This is a genomic window from Paenibacillus caseinilyticus (assembly GCF_027533645.1).
In the GTDB taxonomy this organism is placed as follows: domain Bacteria; phylum Bacillota; class Bacilli; order Paenibacillales; family NBRC-103111; genus Paenibacillus_G; species Paenibacillus_G caseinilyticus.
The window spans coordinates 257213-276202 of the sequence record NZ_JAQAGY010000002.1; the positions used below are offsets into that span (position 1 = coordinate 257213).

The following is an 18990-nucleotide window of genomic DNA, read 5'->3' on the forward strand; positions in this document are numbered from 1 at the left end:
CTATTCAGGGACAAAGGGAGCGGGATCGGGATGAACAAGGCGGCAAGCAAAGTGGTAGGCGGCAGCTTCATTATTGAAGAGATGGACCACACCAGGGTAGTGACCCCGGAGGACTTCACCGAGGAGCACCGCATGATCGCCCAGACGACCGAGGATTTCGTCGCCGGCGAGATCGAGCCGCACGACGAGGCCATCGAGAAGCTGAACTATGAGCTCACGGTAGAGAAGCTGAGGGCCGCGGGCGAGCTCGGCCTTCTCGGCGCGGAAGTGCCGGAGGCGTACGGCGGCCTCGGGCTCGACAAGGTGAGCTCGACGCTGATCAACGAGCGGCTGACGAAGGCCTCCGCGTTCGCCCTCTCCGTCGGCGCGCATGTCGGGATCGGCACCCTGCCGATCGTCTATTTCGGCAACGAGGAGCAGAAACAGAAGTATCTGCCGCCCCTCGCTTCCGGCGAGAAGATCGCGGCGTACTGTCTCACGGAGCCTTCCTCGGGCTCGGATGCGCTCGGCGCCAAGACGACGGCAGTCCTATCGGAAGACGGCACGCACTATGTCTTGAACGGCTCCAAGCAGTTCATCACGAACGCAGGCTTCGCGGATCTCTTCATCGTGTATGCGAAGGTGAACGGCACCGACTTCTCGACCTTCATCGTCGAGCGGACGATGGAGGGCGTGAGCATCGGACCCGAAGAGAAGAAGATGGGGATCAAGGGCTCGTCGACCTGCCCGCTTATTCTCGAAGACGTGCATGTCCCGGTGGAGAACCTGCTGTGGGAGATCGGCAAGGGCCATCTCATCGCCTTCAATATCCTGAACATCGGGCGCTTCAAGCTCGCTGCAGGCTGCGTCGGCGCGGCGAAGGACGCCATCGAGCTCTCCGCCAAGTATGCGAACGAGCGGACGCAGTTCGGCCGGGCGATCTCATCCTTCCCGCTCATCGGGAAGAAGCTGGCCGAGATGAACACCCGCACCTATGTGCTCGAGAGCATGGTGTACCGCACGGCCGGCCTCTTCGACGAAGGGCTCGCCGAAGTCGACACGAGCTCCCCGCAGGCCGGCGCCCAGTCGGCGAAGGCGATCGCCGAATATGCGCTCGAATGCTCGATCAACAAGGTGTTCGGCTCCGAGGTGCTGGACTTCGTCGCGGATGAAGGCGTGCAGATCCATGGCGGCTACGGATTCATCCAGGAGTACAAGATCGAGCGGATCTACCGCGATTCGCGGATTAACCGCATATTCGAAGGCACGAACGAGATCAACCGCCTGCTCATTCCCGGTACGCTGATCAAGCGGGCGATGAAGGGCGAGCTGCCTCTCATGCAGAAGGCGATGGCGCTCCAGTCCGAGCTGCTGCAGCTGGTGCCCGGCCAGGTGTTCGAGGGCACGCTGGAGGAAGAGACGCACCTGCTCGCCATGGCGAAGAAGATCTTCCTGATGGCCGGCGCGGGCGCCGTGCAGAAGTACCAGATGAAGCTCGAGGCGGAGCAGGAGATCCTGAGCCATCTGGCCGACATCATGATTCTCGTCTTCGCAATGGAGAGCGCGCTGCTGCGCACGAAGAAGCTGATCGGCCGCGGGGGCGAGGCCAAAGTGAAGAATGCGGTAGACATGACGACTGTCTTCGTGCACGAGTCTTTCGACCGCATCCACGAGCTGGCGAAGGAGTCGCTCGCCGCGATGGAAACCGGCGATACGCTCCGGACGCAGCTGTCGGTGCTGAAGAAGCTTACGCGCAAGTCGGCCGTGAACACGATCGAGCTGAAGCGAAGCATCGCCGCGCGGGTCATTGATGCGGAGAAGTACGCGCTGTGACGCCGGCCTAAGCAGGATAGGGGGTGTTCGACTTGTCAGGCCAACCTTGGGTAAGACATTATCCGGCTTCCGTCCCACCATCCTTCGATTACCCGCGGCACAATCTGGCGCACTTCCTGACCGCGTCTGCCGAGAAGCACGGAGATCATCCGGCCCTGCTCTTCATGGGCAGGACCGTCTCTTACCGCTTGCTGCTGGACAGCGCACGCCGCTTTGCGAATGCCTTGCTCGGCCTCGGCGTCCGCAAGGGCGACCGGGTGGCGGTGATGCTGCCGAACTGTCCCCAGGCGGTGATCGCCTATTACGGCACGCTGCTGATGGGCGGGGTCGTCGTCATGACGAACCCGCTCTACATGCCGCGCGAGCTGGAGTACCAGATGAACGATGCGCAGGCGAAGCTGATCGTCACGATGGACCTGCTCTATGAGCGGGTCCGCGGGGTGATGCCGGCGACGGGGCTGCAGCATCTCATAGTCACGTCGATGGCGGACTATCTGCCGTTCCCGAAGAATCTGCTCTATGGGCTGAAGCTGCGCAAAGAAGGCCAGAAGCCGGAAGTCGCTTATGGAGAGCGGGTGCTCTCTTTTTCGAAGCTGCTGAAAGCGTCTTCTCCCGGCGAGGTGGAGGCAGTCGTCGATGCGGAGAACGACCTGGCGCTCATTCAGTATACGGGCGGGACGACGGGCCGCTCCAAGGGCGTCATGCTCACGCATCTGAATCTCGTCGCCAATACGATCCAGAGCCGGCTGTGGGCTTACAAGACGAGAGAGGCGCATGAGAAATATCTCGCGGCGCTGCCGTTCTTCCACGTGTTCGGGATGACGGTGCTTATGAACCAGTCCGTCTATCTCGCCGGCACTCTCATCCTCATCCCCCGGTTCCAGGTGGAAGAGGTAATGCAGATGATTCACAAGCTGAAGCCTTCGGTGTTCCCCGGTGCACCGACGATGTATATCTCGCTGATCAACCATCCGGACATCCGGAAGTATGATCTCTCTTCGATCCAGTTCTGCATCTCCGGCGCGGCGCCGCTGCCCCATGAGGTGCAGGAGCGCTTCGAGAGCCTTACGGGCGGCAAGCTCATCGAAGGCTACGGGCTGACGGAGGCCTCCCCGGTGACGCACGCCAACAACATCTGGGAGAAGCGCAAGCTCGGAGCGATTGGCATTCCGCTCCCGGATACCGAGGCGCGGATCGTCGATCCGCAGACCGGCGCGGAGGTGCCGCAGGGCGAGATCGGCGAGCTGGTCGTCCGCGGGCCCCAAGTGATGGCCGGCTACTGGAGACGCCTGGACGAGACGGCGAAGGTGCTGAAGGACGGCTGGCTGTCTACGGGCGACATGGCCCGGATGGATGAGGATGGCTACTTCTTCATCCTCGACCGGCGCAAGGATCTCATCATCGCAGGGGGATATAACATCTACCCGCGGGAGGTCGAGGAGGTGCTCTTCGAGCATCCGGATGTCGAGGAGGCTGTCGTGGCCGGCGTCTCCGATCCGTACCGGGGCGAGACGGTCAAGGCGTTCATCGTGCTGAAGCAAGGCGCGACCGCGGACGCGGATAGCCTGAAGCGCTGGTGCAAGGAACGGCTCGCCGTCTACAAAGTCCCTAAGATCTACGAATTCCGCGAGAGCTTCCCGAAGACGATGGTCGGCAAGGTGCTGCGGCGCAAGCTGATCGAAGAGGAGGCACATGCCCCCGGCAAGGATAAGGGACAGGGCGCTTGAATACGCTAGCGGTATACATCCATGAAGGGAGGAAAGGCGCCATGGAAGGGATCGAGGGAGGAAGCGAGGCCCATCTGCAGTTCTTAAAAGCTTCGTCGCCGCAGGGCACATTCTGGGACCACGTCGGCGGCGAGGTCACTGAGTTCGGACCGGCCCGCGTGGCTGCAGCCCTGAAGATCGGACCTCACCACTTGAACATGATCGGCATCCTGCACGGCGGCGTGCATGCGACACTGCTGGATTCGATCATGGGCCTGATGGCGATGGCCGTACGGCCGCAGGAGGCGGTGGTCACTACGAACCTCAATCTGCACTACCTGACATCCGTACGGGAGGGCAGCGTTACGGTGAGCGCGGAAGTCGTACACCAATCCCGCAAGTTAATCACGACGCAGGGATACGTGCACAGCGGGGACGGTACTCTGTGCGCGTTCGGTACAGGAACCTTCCGGGTGATCGAACCTGCTTCGGGAGCACAGAAGAAGGCGGATCAAGTAAAGTCCGAATAACAAGGCGGATCGGCGGCATACCGCCGGTAACCCATACGTCCAAAGAAGGGTGCCTGCGAAACGTAAAGAGGGGGCGGACCACTTGAGCGCACGAGACGAATTACACCGGATCAAAGAACGGATGGAAGCGTATCTAGATCCGATTCGGGATATGCATTACGTATACGAGTTCCGCATGGACGACAGCGGACCGCTGCAGGTACGCTTCGAGGGGGGGAGAGTTGATATTCTCGAGGAGGCCGCCTATCCGTCCGACTGTACGCTGATCCTCTCGGACGGTCATCTGGTGAAGCTGCTGCGCGGCGATCTCAACACCACCATGGCCTTCATGCTCGGACAGCTGAAGGTGGAGGGGAAGATGGGGCTGGCGCTGAAGCTGCAGGAGCGGCTGAAGAGCTACGTCTAGCGCGTGCGTACTGCACACATTCCTATTCCGTGGGCGCCCTGAGCCCCCCGTCCTGCGTGAGGGGCCTGCCTCTGCAGAGTGATGGAGAGGGGACGGTGCAGCGGGTTCTCTTGGCCGGGGTATCCGGGGGGATGCTCCCCATCCCCGACAAGGCCGTACTTCCGCCTTAACAAAAAACCGCATCCGCCCGAACGTTCGGGAAGGGATGCGGTCTTTTGCCGTGCTGGGCGATCGTATTCGTATGCAGCATGGAATCATGCGGCAGGAGCACATTCGCGGTCAACGCTTGAACTGTACAGTTGGAGCACAATCGCTTGCTGCATTGAATCGTAGCGCGGCCGCAAATGCATATGCAGCGCTTAAATCGTACAGCAGGAGCACAATCGCTTGCTGCACTCGCGAATCGCCCCTCGGCTAAGCGCTACAGCTTGAAGCGCAGGATGAGCTCCTGCAGCTCTTCGGCCATGCGGGACATCGCCCGGGCGGAGGAGGAGATATCCTCCATCGTGGCGAGCTGCTCCTCGGAGGCGGCGGATACGCTCTGCGCGTCGCCAGCCGAGCGGTCCATGATCGCCCCGATCTCCTGGAACGCGGCGTTCACTTGGCTGGCGCCTTCCGACATTTCGCGCGTATCTCCCGAGATCCGGGAGATATAGGCGACGACTTCACCGATGGACTCTTGAATCTCCGTGAAGGAAGCATCGGCTTCGTTCACGGCAGTGATGCCCTGCTCGACTTCCTGGGCTGTATTCTTCATGGACGAAGCCGTATGGCTTGTCACCGACAGCATGTTCTGGACGAGCTCCGTTACATTCATGGCCGCATTGCTCGACTGCTCGGCAAGCTTGCGCACTTCGGCAGCGACCACGGCGAAGCCGAGGCCCTGCTCTCCGGCCCTCGCCGCTTCGATCGCGGCATTCAGGGCGAGCAGGTTCGTCTGGTTGGAGAGGGCGGAGATGGTCTGGGCGAAGCGCTCGATCTCCTGGGAGTGCGCCCCGAGCGTATGGACGGAGCTCCCGAGCTCGGAGACGGACCGGCCGATGCTCGTCATCCGTCCGACGGCGGCCCGGATGCGTTCGTTGCCGTGCGCCGTCTTCCCGGAAGTCTCTCCGGCGTGCCCGCTCACGTTATCCAGGCTCTCCGAGATCCGGCGCGCGGCCTCCGAGATTTCCTGCAGGTTATCGAAGCCGGTGCTGACGCTGATCCGCTGAGTCTCGGCATCGGAGGCGATCTGCTGGATATTGCGGGCGATATGCTCGCTCGCTTTCCCGGTCTCCTCCGATGAGGCCGAGAGTTCCTGCGAGGAAGCGGCCACCTGCATGGCGGTCGTGTTGATGGCCGCGATGAGATCCCGCAGGTTGCGCGTCATCCCGTTAATGGATGCGGCCAGCCGGCCGATCTCATCCTTCGTCGTTACCGGGATCTCGGGGACCGCGAGATCGCCTTCCGAGACGCGGTTGGCTACCTCGACCACGCGGCCGACGGACCGGCGGATGTCCTGCGACACCATCCAGCCCAGGGCCACGATCACGAGACCTGCGAGCAGGACGACGATGGCCAGTCTCAGCTTCAGGGCTTCCATCGAGCCCATCGTCTGTTCGATCTGCTGACCGGCGTTAGCCCCTACGATTTCTTCCAGCTCGTTGAGCGCATTACGGGCCGTGCCGAAGGTCTTGTCGAGGCCGTCCAGCTTCGCTGCCTGGGCTTCACGGGAGCCGGGCCGTGTGCCGTCCAGCGAGCGGATGACCTCGGCTGTGCCGGATTCCCAAGCGGCGATCTCCTGGCCGAAGAGGCTGAACTGGGCGGCAAGCCTCGCTTCGGCATCAGGCGCGAGCAGCTGGTCTTGATTCTGCTTCCAGATCGCCTCGGCGTCCTGGACCCGTTCCTTGGCTTGAGCGAGGTTGTCCTGGATGTCTTTCTCGGCCGAGGCAAAGGCACCGGTTCCGGCCGGGATCAGGAGCAGCTTCTCCGCGGCAACGAGCGCCTGGTACAGATCGCGGTCGGCATTGAGCAGCGCTTCCGAGCTGCGGTAGGTCGAATCGTGCAGCGAGACGATCAGGTTCTGCTGCATGGCGCTCATCTTCTGCAAGCCGTAAGCATTGGTTAGGAGCAGAAGGAGCAGGGGAATCAGAAGCATCAGTACGAGCTTGGTGCGCAGGCCGAGTCTTTTTAGCATGGTCGGTTTCTCCGTTTCGTTGTGAGCTGGTCATCGTACCAGTTGGATTACTCACTATATCGGCGTTACCGTCTCCCCGCTGCATAGGAGTTTCGATGGGATTCCCGTCCTCCCGAGAGTGCTGAAGTCCTATGGAGCCGCCGCGGAAATCCTGACATCAGACGGTGGGTACGCCAAAAAGCACCGCATCTCGTACGATACGGTGCACCTGGGCACGCTGCGGCTTCCTGAGGCTGCCGGACGCTCAAGCCGGGCCCACAGCCTGTGGCTCCCCGCGGCTGCCGCCTTCAAGCTTCTTGATGAATTCGGCAGCCGCAGCGGAGAGCGGCACGCTCTTCAGCGTAATGATACCGACCCGGGTGGAGGGCAGCGGAGCTTTCAGCTTCACTTCGAAGAGCGACTCCTCCGCCAGCTCCTTCGCCACGAATTCCTTAGTGACGAACGAGACGCCGAAGCCGATCTTGGCGAATTCGATGAGCAGGTCCACGCTGCCGAGCTCGATCTCGGGTTCGAGGACGAACCCCTGCTCCAGGAACTGCTTGGTGATGAAGCGCCGGGAGGAGGAGTTGCGGGAGAACAGGATGATCGGATAGGCGAGCAGCTCTTCGAGCGATACCTCCCGTTCGGCGAGCTCCCTGTATTTGGGGCCGGCGACGAAGCAATCGCGGATCGTGATGCCTTCGCGGACGAGCAGCTGGTCGTCGGTCACGGGCAGGCGGACGATGCCGATATCGATTTTGCCCTCCCTGAGGCTCTTGACGATCTCGGGGGTTGTGCCGTGCACCAGGTTGATGCCGATGCCGGGGAACTCGCGGTGGAACGACTCCAGGAAGGGAAGGAGGTAATGCTTGCAGAGCGAGTCGCTCCCGCCGATCTGAATCTCGCCGCTGGTGTTGCTGCGCAGCTCCTCCATCTTCTGCTCCGCAAGGGAGATGAAGTTGAAGGCCTGCTCGATGTAGGTGTAGAGGACCCCGCCTTCTTTCGTGAGCTCGACGCCGCGGGAGGTGCGGGCGAAGAGCTGGAGGCCGAGGCCTTCCTCCAGCAGCTTGATCGAATGGGAGACGCTCGGCTGGGTGATGTAGAGTTCCTTGGCCGCTTTGGACAGGCTCCCGGACCGGGCGGTGAGGTAGAACACTTTATATAACTCGAAGTTAATCATATAGATATAGACTCCTTCTATAGCGAGTATTCAAGATATCGATTACGTATATAAGCATGCTCTTTATTATAATGAAGGGAGAAAAAGTTGACAATGCACCTTGGGAGGGCGATGACTTGATTACCGTAGATACTTCGGTTGAACATCTGAGCATTAACACGATCCGTACCTTGACCATCGACGCCGTAGAGAAGGCGGGCATGGGCCACCCCGGCATGCCGATGGGCGCAGCTCCTATGGCTTACACGCTGTGGAGCCGGTTCCTGAAGCACAACCCGGCGAACCCGCAGTGGGCGAACCGCGACCGCTTCGTGCTGTCGGCCGGCCACGGCTCCATGCTGCTGTACTCGCTGCTGCACCTGACAGGCTACGATGTGACGCTGGAGGACCTGAAGCAGTTCCGCCAGTGGGGAAGCCGGACGCCGGGCCATCCGGAATACGGCCACACGGCCGGCGTGGAAGCGACGACCGGTCCGCTCGGGCAGGGCGTGGCGATGGCAGTCGGCATGGCTATGGCGGAAGCGCACATGGGCGCGGTGTACAACAAAGAAGGCTATCCGGTAGTCGATCATTACACCTATTCCATCTGCGGCGACGGCGACCTGATGGAAGGCATCTCGGGCGAAGCTTCCTCGCTGGCAGGGCATCTGAAGCTCGGCAAGCTGATCGTCCTGTACGATTCGAACGATATCTCGCTCGACGGCGAGCTCAGCATGAGCTTCTCCGAGAGCGTGAAGGCGCGCTATGAAGCCTACGGCTGGCAGTACCTGCGCGTAGAAGAAGAGAACAACCTGGAAGCCATCGCCGAAGCGATCGAAGAAGGCCGGGCCGACTTGTCCCGTCCGACGCTCATCGAGATCAAGACGACGATCGGCTACGGCTCCCCGAACAAAGCGGGCAAGGGCGGCCACGGCGGTACGCACGGCTCCCCGCTCGGCAAGGAAGAGCTGAAGCTGACGAAAGAAGCGCTCGGCTGGCCTCTGGAGCCGGACTTCTACGTGCCGGAAGCGGTCACTGCGCACTTCGCGGAGCTGCAGCAGCGCTGGAGCGAAGAAGAGTTCGCGTGGGAGAAGCTGTGGAACGGCTACGCCCAGGCGTATCCGGAGCTCGCGCAGCAGTTGAAGTCTGCTCTGAACGGCGAGCTGCCGGAGGGCTGGGATGCGCACCTGCCGGCGTACTCGCCGGAAGACGGGGCGATCTCGACCCGTACGGCATCGAGCAAGGCGCTCAACGCCCTGGCGAAAGGAATCCCTTCCTTCATCGGCGGCTCGGCGGACCTCGCTTCGTCCAACCTGACGGCTCTAAGCGGTGAAGACGCCTTCAGCGCGGCGAACTATGCCGGCCGCAACCTCTGGTTCGGCGTGCGTGAGTTCGCCATGGGCGCCGCGGTCAACGGCATGATGCTGCACGGCGGCCTGCGCGCTTACTGCGGCACGTTCCTCGTCTTCAGCGACTACCTGCGCGGCGCGATCCGCCTGTCGGCGCTGATGAAGCTTCCGGCGATCTACGTGTTCACGCATGACAGCATCGCGGTCGGCGAAGACGGCCCGACGCACCAGCCGATCGAGCAGATTCCGTCGATGCGTCTGATCCCGGATCTGACGCTGTTCCGTCCGGCGGATGCGAACGAGACTTCCGCGGCTTACCGCTATGCGGTAGAAGCGGCCGAAGGCCCTTACGTCATGGCGCTGTCCCGCCAGAACCTGCCGGTGCTCGAAGGCACACGCGAGCTCGCGGCGGCGAACATCCACCGCGGCGCTTACGTGCTGGCCGACGCCGAGGGCGGCGCTCCGGACGTGCAGCTGGTCGCTACCGGCTCCGAAGTGAGCCTCGCGCTGAAGGTCAAAGAAACGCTGGCCGCGCAGAACATCAAGGCACGCGTAGTCTCCATGCCGAGCCGCGAGCTGTTCGAGCGCCAGCCGCAGGAATACCGCGACGAAGTCATCCTGCCGGGCGTCAAAGCCCGCGTGGCGATCGAGATGGCATATCCGTCCGGCTGGGAAGAGGTAGTCGGCGGCGAAGGCTTCACGATCGGCATCAAGCAGTTTGGCGCTTCTTCGAAGCCGGACAAAGTCATCTCCGAGTACGGCTTTACACCGGAGAAGATCGCAGAACGCGTCGTCCAGAAGTATTTTGCTTAAGTGATAATGGAAGCTGGGCAGGGGCCGGCCCGTCCGGCCCCGGGCCCGCATCATCCTGCACTACAATCTACAGACCGGGGAGAGATAAGAATCATGAAACTGTTTATCGATACGGCAAACGTGGAAGAAATCCGCAAGGCGCATGAGCTGGGAGTTATCGCAGGGGTCACGACCAACCCGTCCCTGATTGCCAAAGAAGGACGCGACTTCTTCGAGACGGTGAAAGAAATCATCTCCATCGTCGGCGACCTGCCGATCAGTGCGGAAGTCATCTCGCTCGAAGCGAACGAAATGGTCGAGCAGGGCAAGAAGCTCGCCGCTCTCGGCTCCAGCGTCGTGGTGAAGCTGCCGATGACCGAAGAAGGCCTGAAGGCGACGAAGATCTTCTCGCAGCTCGGTATCAAGACGAACGTGACACTGATCTTCTCCTCCACGCAGGCGCTGCTCGCTGCAAGAGCAGGGGCGACTTACGTGTCGCCGTTCATCGGCCGTCTGGACGATATCAACCAGGTGGGCATGAACCTGATCAAGGAAATTTCGGATATCTTCAAGATTCACGGCATCGAGTCCGAGATTATCGCGGCTTCCGTACGCCACTCGGCGCACGTCATCGAATCAGCTCTGAACGGCTCCGATATCGCAACGGTTCCTTACAAGGTCATCCAGTCCATGGCGAAGCACCCGCTGACCGATGCCGGCATCGAGCGCTTCCTGGCCGACTGGGAAGGCGCGAAGCAAAGCGTGTTCTAATCTCTCTCCACCAGTGCTGTATACCATACCAAGGCCGCTTCCAGACTTATCCGGGGGCGGCTTTTTTCACATCTACCCAAGTGAATCTTGCTGAGCTCGTCCCAGCGGATGAAGCGGAGAGGGAGGCGGGCTCATTTTTTGGCGAATCCTGGGCAAGATGCAGGAATTCTGTCACAATGGGAGAATAATGATAAAGAAAAGTTAATAATAAGGAAGATTTACGAACGAAATGAGGCGCCGATCATGCAGTGGATCAAGAATGCCAAACTCAACAGCAAGCTCATGCTAATGATCCTGATTCCGATGCTGGGGGTGCTGTATTTCACGGTGACGGCCATCAGCGGCCAAATCGCCAATACCCGTGCCACGACGGAGCTTCAGACGCTGACCGGTATGGCGGTGCGGATCAATGATGTGGTCCACGAGCTCCAGAAGGAGCGGAGCCTGGTAGCGGGCTATTACGGTACACAGTCTGCCGTGGATTCCAGCGCGATGAACAGCCAGCGGATCGAGACGGACCGCGTCATGGGCGTCCTGCAGGACAGTCTCCCGGAGACCGGGCAGGCCGGCTCGGGCAGCGGCTTCCAGACGGGCCTGTCGAAGGCGGCCGGGCTGTTCGAGCGGCTCAAGGAAGAAAGGGCCCGCATCGATGCGAAGTCGACGACCGAGAGCGAAGCCCTGGATTACTACCGCCTGCTGATGGATGCACTGTTCTCTGCTATGGAAGCGATCACGCACTCGGGAACGAATATGGAGGTCAGCAACATGCTGTCCGCCTACATTAACCTCTCCAAGAGCAAGTATGTCGCAAGCCGCGAACGGACGCTGTTCAATCACGTGTTCTCGGATAATATCATGAACAAGGATCTGGAAGTCCAAGCCCATGTTCTTAGAAGCGAACAAGAGCTGTATTACAGTATCTTCACTTCGTTCGCTCCCGCCGAGATCGAAGAGTTCTTCCAGGCCACCGTCCGGGGGGAGCCGGTGACGGAAGTGGACCGGATGGTGAAGTCTGCCTTGGCCACCGGGGCGGACAAGCCGCTCGGTATCGATCCTGCCGCGTGGTACACGGCATCCACCCAGAAGATCGATCTCTATAAAGAAGTAGAAATCCGATTCTCCGAGCTGCTCCTCTCTACTCTGGAGCGGATGAAGAAAGAGGCTATCGCCTCGCTGATCTTCATGGTGATGCTGAATCTTGTGATTATCGGGCTGTCCGTGCTGTTCATCCTGGCGGTATCGCGTATGCTGCTCAGGCAAATCCGGGAGCTGCGCCAATCTACCGAGCTCATCCTGCAGGGGGAGACGGAAGTACGGGTGGAGGTACGGTCCCGTGACGAGTTCGGCGATCTTACGGAGGCCTTCAATCAAATGGTGGACAGCACGCGGGACGTCATCGTCCAGGCCGACCGCATCTCCCGGGGAGAGTATGAGCTCTCGATTGTCCCAAGATCCGAGCGCGACCGGCTCAGCTTGGCCCTCTCCCAGATGCTGGCCTCGCTCAAAGAGACGAAGGCGGAGAACGAGCGCCAGTTCTGGCTGAAGACGCAGCTCGCCCGCTTGACGGGCCTCTCCCAAGGGGTGACGGACCTGCAGGCGCTCGTGTCGATGCTGGTCTCCGAGATTGCTTCCCTGGTGGAAGCCGGGCAGGCCGTATTCTATGTGAAAGAGCAGGGCCGGGCGGCGGCTTCCGCTCCCTCTTATGTGCTGCTCGGCAGCTATGCCTATCTGGAGCGCAAGCATCTCTCGAACCGGTTCCGGCCGGGCGAAGGCCTGGTCGGACAGTGCGTCCTGGAGAAGAAGCCGATTCTGCTGAGAGGGGTGCCGGAGGACTATGTCCGGATCACTTCCGGCCTCGGGGAAGCCAGCCCCACGACGATCCTGGTCATGCCCGTACTGTTCCAGGAAGAGGTAGTGGCGGTACTGGAGCTGGCGACCTTCCGCGAGTTCACGGGGATCCAGCAGGATCTGCTGCGGCAGCTCTCCGAGTCGCTCGGCGTCATCATCCAGAGCGTGATCGGCCGCCAGCGGACCGAAGAGCTGCTCCGGGAATCGCAGGAGCTCGCCGAAGAGCTGCAGACCCAGCAGGAAGAGCTGCGTACGGCGAACGAGGAGCTCGAAGAGCAGACCAGGATGCTGAAGCTCTCGGAGGAGAAGCTCAAGATCCAAAGCGAGGAGCTGCAGGCGATCAACGAGGAGCTCGAAGAGAAAACGAACTACCTCGAGCTGCAAAAGGCGGATATCGAGCGGCAGAATACGGAGATTCAGCACTCGAAGACGGAGCTCGAGCGCAAAGCGGAGGAGCTGGAGCTCGCGAGCAGGTACAAATCCGAGTTTCTCGCGAATATGTCGCATGAGCTGCGGACGCCTCTGAATTCCCTGCTCATTCTGGCGAAGTCGCTCGCGGCCAACGATGAAGGAAATCTCACCGAAGACCAGGTGGAATCCGCCCGGATTATTCACGGCGGCGGGATGGACCTGCTTACGCTGATCAATGATATTCTCGACCTCTCCAAGGTAGAGGCCGGCAAGATGGATATTCATAGGGAAGAGGTCCGGCTCGGCAGCATTCTAGGGCATCTGCAGAACGGATTTGGCCATGTGGCCAAGGAGAAGGGACTCGGGTTCAAGCTGGAGCTGGATCCGGGTCTGCCGGAGACGATCGTCACCGACGGCCAGCGGACCGAACAGATTCTGAAGAACCTGCTCTCCAATGCCTTCAAGTTCACCTCCCAAGGGACGGTGACGGTCCGGATCTATCCGGCGCCTCCAGGCACCCGCTTCTTGAACGGAGGCCTGGAGGCCGGCCGCACGGTCGCCATGGAGGTGCGGGATACAGGTATCGGCATCCCGCCTGCGAAGCTGCGGGCGGTCTTCGAGGCCTTCCAGCAGGCGGACGGCTCCACCTCGCGCCAATACGGCGGCACCGGGCTCGGGCTGACGATCTCCCGGGAGCTGGCGAAGCTGCTCGGCGGCGAGATTCAGCTGCAGAGCCGGGAGGGGGAAGGCAGCACCTTCACCCTCTACCTGCCCTACGGCGCCGAGGGAGAGGCTCCACCGGGGGATGCGGAGGGCTATACGGCTTCCGGGGCGGTGCAGCCCCCAAGCGGGGGGGCGGCTGAGCAGAGCGCAGCTCCGGACCGGGCCCAGCCTCTCCCGCCACAGCCTGCCCGCGTCTTCATCCCCGACGACCGCGAGGCGATCGGGGGGCAGGGGGCGGAGAAGGCGCTGCTGATCGTCGAGGACGATCCCCAGTTCGCCCAGGTGCTCATGGATCTCTCCCGCCGGAAGGGCTTCCTGTGCCTCGCGGCGGGAGACGGCTTCAGCGCTCTGCAGCTCGCGAAGCAGTATGTGCCTGCCGCCGTGCTGCTGGACCTTGGATTGCCGGATATGAATGGACTCAAGGTGCTCGATCACCTCAAGTTCCACAGCGAGACCCGGCACATTCCCGTGCACATCATCTCGGGCCGGGACGAGAGCGCAGCCTCGCTGAAGAAGGGGGCGGTAGGCTTCCTGCCGAAGCCCGCGGCCGCCGAGGATCTCGAAGGCGTCTTCGCCCGGTTCGAGGAGGCTCTGCAGGAGCCAATCAAGCAGGTGCTCGTCGTCGAGGACGACGCGGGCAACCAGAAGGCGATCCAGGAGCTGCTGAGGGGCAAGCATGTGGAGATCCACAGCGTCTATTCCGGCCAGGATGCGCTGGACCGGCTGAAGACGCAGGCGTATGACTGCGTCATCCTGGATCTGAAGCTGCCGGATATGACCGGCTTCGAGATGCTGCAGAAGCTGGTGGGCAAGGGAGATCAGCCGCTGCCGCCGGTCATCATCAATACGGGCAAAGAGCTCACCCAGGAAGAATACAAGGAGCTGGGCCGCTTCACGGACAGCATTGTGATCAAGGGGGTCAACTCCCCGGAGCGGCTGCTCGACGAAGTATCCTTGTTCCTGCACAGCGTCAAGCGCACGCTCCCGACCGATCAGAGGCAGGCGATGCGGACGATGCAGGAAGCGGACGTGTCGCTGAAGGGGCGCAAGCTGCTTCTGGTCGATGACGACCTGCGCAACACCTTTGCTCTGTCGAAGGTGCTCCGGCAGCACGGCCTGAACGTGGTGATGGCCGATAACGGCAAGCTGGCGCTCGAGAAGCTCGAGAGCGAGGAAGGCATCGAGCTGGTCATCATGGACATCATGATGCCGGTGATGGACGGCTACGAGGCCATGAAGCATATCCGGGCGAATCCCCGGCATACGGCTCTGCCGATTATTGCGCTGACCGCCAAGGCCATGACGGGGGACCGGGAGAAAAGCATCGAAGGAGGGGCCAATGATTATATGACGAAGCCAGTCGATACGGATAAGCTGCTGTCCTTGATCCGCGTGTGGCTCTCGGTGTAACCCATGGATGCCAAGGAAATGGAGAAAATCGAAGTGGATTTGCTGCTCGAGGCCATTTACCGGGGGTACGGGTATGATTTTCGGGGCTATGCCCGTTCCTCGCTGATGCGCAGGCTGCATCATATCCGTCAGAAAGCCGGAGCGGAGCGCATTGTCGACCTCATTCCGAAGGTGCTCTACGATGAAGCCTTCCTGAATCGGTTTCTGCTGGACATGTCGGTTACCGTGACGGAGATGTTCCGCGATCCCGAGTTTTTTTACGAGCTGCGCACGAAGGTGATTCCCGTATTGAAGACGTATCCGTTCGTCAAGATCTGGCATGCGGGCTGCGCTACCGGGGAGGAAGTCTACTCGATGGCCATCCTGCTCCAGGAGGAAGGGTTCTATGACCGGGTGCAGATCTATGCGACCGACATGAACGCGGAGTCGCTTGCTGCTGCGCAGGAAGGCATCTATTCACAGGAGATCATGCGCAAATATACGGCGAATTACCAGAAGAGCGGCGGCCGGACCTCCTTCTCGGATTACTACCATGCGAAGTACAGTATGGCGAAGATGAACGACAGTCTCCGGAAGAACATCGTGTTCACGCAGCACAATCTCGTCACGGACGAATCGTTTGGGGAGATGCATTTGATTCTCTGCCGGAATGTATTGATCTACTTTGACCGCAATCTGCAGGATAAGGTGCTCGGATTGTTCGGGCGGAGCCTCAATCACCGCGGATTCCTCTGCCTCGGGAGCAAGGAGTCGATGGATTTTGCCGATAACGGGGACCAGTTCGAAGCGGTGGTGCCGAAGTGGCGGATCTTCCGCAAGATGCTTCCGGGGACCTAAGGGAGCAATGGGAGGGGGGAAGGAAGCGTGAAGCGGTACGAAACGGTTGTCGTCGGCGTGTCGGCCGGCGGGCTCAAAGCGCTGTCCGTGCTGCTGGGCTGCCTTCCGGCGGACTACCCGCTGCCCGTACTGGTCGTACAGCATCTGCTCGAAGGCAGCGACGGGTTCCTGGCGGAAGCCCTGGACAGCTCGCTGCGGATCCGGGTGCGCGAGGCGGTGGACAAACTGCAGATCGAAGCCGGCTGCGTGTACCTGGCGCCTGCCGGGTATCATCTGCTCGTCGAAGAGGGACGGACTTTAAGCCTGTCGGTGGACCCGCGCGTCAATTATTCGCGGCCCTCGGTCGACGTGCTCTTCGAGAGTGCCGCCTACGTCTATGGGCCGGGGTGCATCGGGGTCGTACTCACCGGTGCGAACGGGGACGGCAGCGCCGGTCTCGCCCGCATTGCGGAAGCAGGGGGGCTGACCGTCGTCCAGGATCCGGAGGAAGCGGAGTACACGGCGATGCCCAAGGCCGCCATCGAGGCAGTGAACGCCGATTATATTCTGCCTCTGGAAGGCATAGGAAGCCTGCTTGGCAGGCTGGCGCAGAGCTAGAGGGGCATCCTTTGGCCTTTGGCTGCGCATGAATGGTTATACCGACGGATAGGCAGTATAGGGTTTGGCACCACAGCTGTCCACATGCCGATTCGCCAAGGGGGAGACACGGTCATGGGAACCGAGAGAAACCGGGAAGCTCATACCAAAATACTGGTTGTAGACGACCGCAAGGAAAATTTATATGCCATGCAGCGAACGCTGCGGACGCTCGGCTGCGAGGTCTTCACGGCGGAGAGCGGGAACGAGGCGCTGTCCTTTACGCTGCGCCACGACTTTGCTCTGCTGCTGCTCGACGTGAACATGCCGGAGATGGACGGCTTCGAGCTCGCCGAGCTCCTGCGCATGAACGAGGAGACGAAGAACATTCCGATCATCTTCGTTACGGCGATCAATAAGGAAGACAAGAGCGTGTTCAAGGGATACGAGACGGGCGCGGTCGATTACCTGTTCAAACCGGTGGATACCGACATTCTGCTCAGCAAGGTCAAGGTGTTCCTCGAACTGAATAGGAAGAAAAAAGAACTGGAGCAGATCCAGGCCGAACTGGAGCGGAGCAATCAATGCTTGAGGGAGTTCGCCCAGGTCGTCTCGCACGATCTTAAGAATCCGCTGAATGTGATCACGGGACTCTGCGAGCTGATGGAGACCAAGCACGGCGAAGGCCTGGGTCCCAGAGGCAAGCAGTATCTCTCGCATATCACGGATGCGGCCCAGCGGATGACCTCGCTCATCACGGACATTCTCCGGTTCTCCGAGACGAACGCCCGGCCGGGCCAGCTCGCCGAGGTCGATCTCAACCGGGTGCTCGATGATGTGCTCGCCGATCTCGGCAGCCGCTTGAAGCAGACGGAAGGGCGCGTGGAGAAGCAGGAGCCTCTGCCGGTGGTTGAAGCGGATCCGACCCAGATGTACCAGCTTCTGCTGAACCTCGTCGGCAACGCCGTCAAGTATCACCGGCCGGATTGTCCGCCGCGGGTCCGGGTGTACGGGGACACGGCAGATACGGAGCAGGGAGTGGCGTTCGTCATAGAGGACAATGGGATCGGCATGAAAGCGGAGGATATCCCCTCGATCTTCGACCCCTTCCAGCGGCTCGATAATGCCCAAGGGTACGAAGGGACAGGACTGGGGCTGGCAACGGTCAAAGGAATTGTGGAGCGCCACAGGGGGCGGATCGAGGTATCCTCCGAGCCCGGAGTCGGAACGAAGTTCCGGGTGATGCTTCAGTCCAGGCGAATGGGGAGTTAACATTACATAGAACAGCGGACGGGCGTGGATGACTTCCATGCTTGTTTGGCGTGCCGCAGGGAGAGTGAACCGGATTAGAGCTCAGCATAGCATCTATTCATCTATGTTCGCGTTTACATAAATAAACTGAATTGATATAGTTATACAGATTGGCAAGTTACTATTCATATGGAGGTCATCTATTTTGTTGAAAAAAGGTATCATTTCCGCCCTAGGTGTACTGCTGGTCTCCATGCATTCCGCCGCACTTCCTACTCAAGCGGCAGACATCAGAGTGTCATCTCAGGCGTCTGCCCCGCAATCCATCGCCTCTTCCCCTAACGCGCTGGCGATCCCAACGAACCCAGCCTATGGCACAAGACAAGAGGTTCCTAAAGGATCCGCGCTACCGGCAGGCTGGGTTGTTACCGCCTACTACACTAGCACGATGGTCATCATGTATACCGGTGGAGCGGGGTATGGAGCCAGTATAACGATTGCCAATACTTCGCCGATCCCGTCAGGTTGGGTGATAACCCATGCGTTAATGGGAAATGGATTCATCATCATGTATACGGGCGGCGCCGCTTTTGGGGCTAGTATCACCATTGCGAATACATCCCCCATTCCAGAAAACTGGGTGATTACCAATGCGCTAAGTGGAAATGGATTCATCATCACATATGCGGGCGGCGCAGCTTTTGGAGCTAATATCACCATTGCGAATACATCTCCCATTCCAGCAAACTGGGTGATTACCAATGCGTTAATGGGAAATGGATTCATCATCACGTATGCGGGCGGCGCTCCTTTTGGAGCAAACCTCATGATCTCGAATACTTCGCCTATCCCTGCAGGCTGGGTGATTACCAATTTTTATGGAAATGGATTTATGATCGCCAATGCCAATGGAGCTAGGGTTGGGGCAAGTATGATGATCTTGAATACCTCTCCCATTCCGGCAGGCTGGGTGATTACAAGCAGCTATAGCGGCGGCCGCGTGATTACATATAAAGGATAGAGACAAGATCCAACCGTTAAAAAGGCGTGATAGTCAAACTTGTCCGTGATGAGTATCTTTTGATGCGCACGCCCGTGCCGGACGAAAAGGGCTGATAGCACCTCTACAGGAGGTGGCGTCAGCCCTCTTGTGATTATATCGAAAAAAGGGGCTCTACGTGTCTTGTCCCCTCTCGGAGAGCGCGTCCGTACGAATGGTCTTCCGAAAGGAGTCTGCCGGAAGAGGGGACGCCT

Annotated in this window: 13 protein-coding genes; 11 read left to right on the top strand and 2 right to left on the bottom strand. The window is 60.3% G+C overall.

Features of this window, described 5'->3' with window-relative positions; all coding sequences use genetic code 11:
- Positions 1–30 precede the first annotated feature (30 nt).
- The 4 genes from O9H32_RS03890 to O9H32_RS03905 all read left to right on the top strand — a co-directional run bounded on the left by O9H32_RS03890 (position 31) and on the right by O9H32_RS03905 (position 4454).
- Positions 31–1812: an acyl-CoA dehydrogenase family protein gene (locus O9H32_RS03890; RefSeq protein WP_269864518.1), complete on the top strand. Its 1782-nt coding sequence runs from the start codon at positions 31–33 to the stop codon at positions 1810–1812.
- A 23-nt stretch (positions 1813–1835) separates the two neighbouring features.
- Positions 1836–3539, top strand: a complete 1704-nt coding sequence (locus tag O9H32_RS03895; RefSeq protein ID WP_269864520.1) for a long-chain-fatty-acid--CoA ligase — start codon at positions 1836–1838, stop codon at positions 3537–3539.
- Positions 3540–3580: 41 nt separating this feature from the next.
- Positions 3581–4048, top strand: a complete 468-nt coding sequence (locus O9H32_RS03900; RefSeq protein ID WP_269864522.1) for a PaaI family thioesterase — start codon at positions 3581–3583, stop codon at positions 4046–4048.
- A gap of 82 nt (positions 4049–4130) precedes the next feature.
- Positions 4131–4454, top strand: a complete 324-nt coding sequence (locus O9H32_RS03905) for an SCP2 sterol-binding domain-containing protein (RefSeq protein WP_269864523.1) — start codon at positions 4131–4133, stop codon at positions 4452–4454.
- Positions 4455–4875: 421 nt separating this feature from the next.
- On the opposite strand, the gene O9H32_RS03910 is transcribed toward O9H32_RS03905, so the two are convergent.
- Both O9H32_RS03910 and O9H32_RS03915 read right to left on the bottom strand, forming a co-directional pair.
- The gene (locus O9H32_RS03910; protein WP_269864525.1) at positions 4876–6630 is read right to left on the bottom strand and encodes a methyl-accepting chemotaxis protein; all 1755 of its coding nucleotides are present in this window, start codon (positions 6628–6630) and stop codon (positions 4876–4878) included.
- Positions 6631–6874: 244 nt separating this feature from the next.
- Positions 6875–7789 (bottom strand): LysR family transcriptional regulator, encoded by a 915-nt coding sequence (locus tag O9H32_RS03915; protein WP_269864526.1) that lies wholly within the window; start codon positions 7787–7789, stop codon positions 6875–6877.
- A gap of 116 nt (positions 7790–7905) precedes the next feature.
- On the opposite strand from O9H32_RS03915, the gene tkt reads away from it, so the two are divergent.
- The 7 genes from tkt to O9H32_RS03950 all read left to right on the top strand — a co-directional run bounded on the left by tkt (position 7906) and on the right by O9H32_RS03950 (position 18757).
- Positions 7906–9930: a transketolase gene (tkt, locus tag O9H32_RS03920; RefSeq protein ID WP_269864528.1), complete on the top strand. Its 2025-nt coding sequence runs from the start codon at positions 7906–7908 to the stop codon at positions 9928–9930.
- Between the two features lie 93 nt (positions 9931–10023).
- Complete coding sequence (gene fsa / locus O9H32_RS03925) at positions 10024–10680, top strand: fructose-6-phosphate aldolase (RefSeq protein ID WP_269864530.1); 657 nt, start codon at positions 10024–10026, stop codon at positions 10678–10680.
- A 243-nt stretch (positions 10681–10923) separates the two neighbouring features.
- A complete protein-coding gene (locus O9H32_RS03930) occupies positions 10924–15072 on the top strand; it encodes a response regulator (protein ID WP_269864532.1) in 4149 nt (1382 codons plus the stop codon).
- Between the two features lie 3 nt (positions 15073–15075).
- Positions 15076–15909: a CheR family methyltransferase gene (locus tag O9H32_RS03935; protein WP_269864533.1), complete on the top strand. Its 834-nt coding sequence runs from the start codon at positions 15076–15078 to the stop codon at positions 15907–15909.
- A gap of 27 nt (positions 15910–15936) precedes the next feature.
- Positions 15937–16506: a chemotaxis protein CheB gene (locus O9H32_RS03940; RefSeq protein ID WP_269864535.1), complete on the top strand. Its 570-nt coding sequence runs from the start codon at positions 15937–15939 to the stop codon at positions 16504–16506.
- Positions 16507–16620: 114 nt separating this feature from the next.
- Positions 16621–17757, top strand: coding sequence for a sensor histidine kinase (locus O9H32_RS03945; RefSeq protein WP_269864537.1), 1137 nt, complete (start codon positions 16621–16623; stop codon positions 17755–17757).
- A gap of 184 nt (positions 17758–17941) precedes the next feature.
- Complete coding sequence (locus O9H32_RS03950; RefSeq protein WP_269864540.1) at positions 17942–18757, top strand: hypothetical protein; 816 nt, start codon at positions 17942–17944, stop codon at positions 18755–18757.
- Positions 18758–18990: the final 233 nt, after the last annotated feature.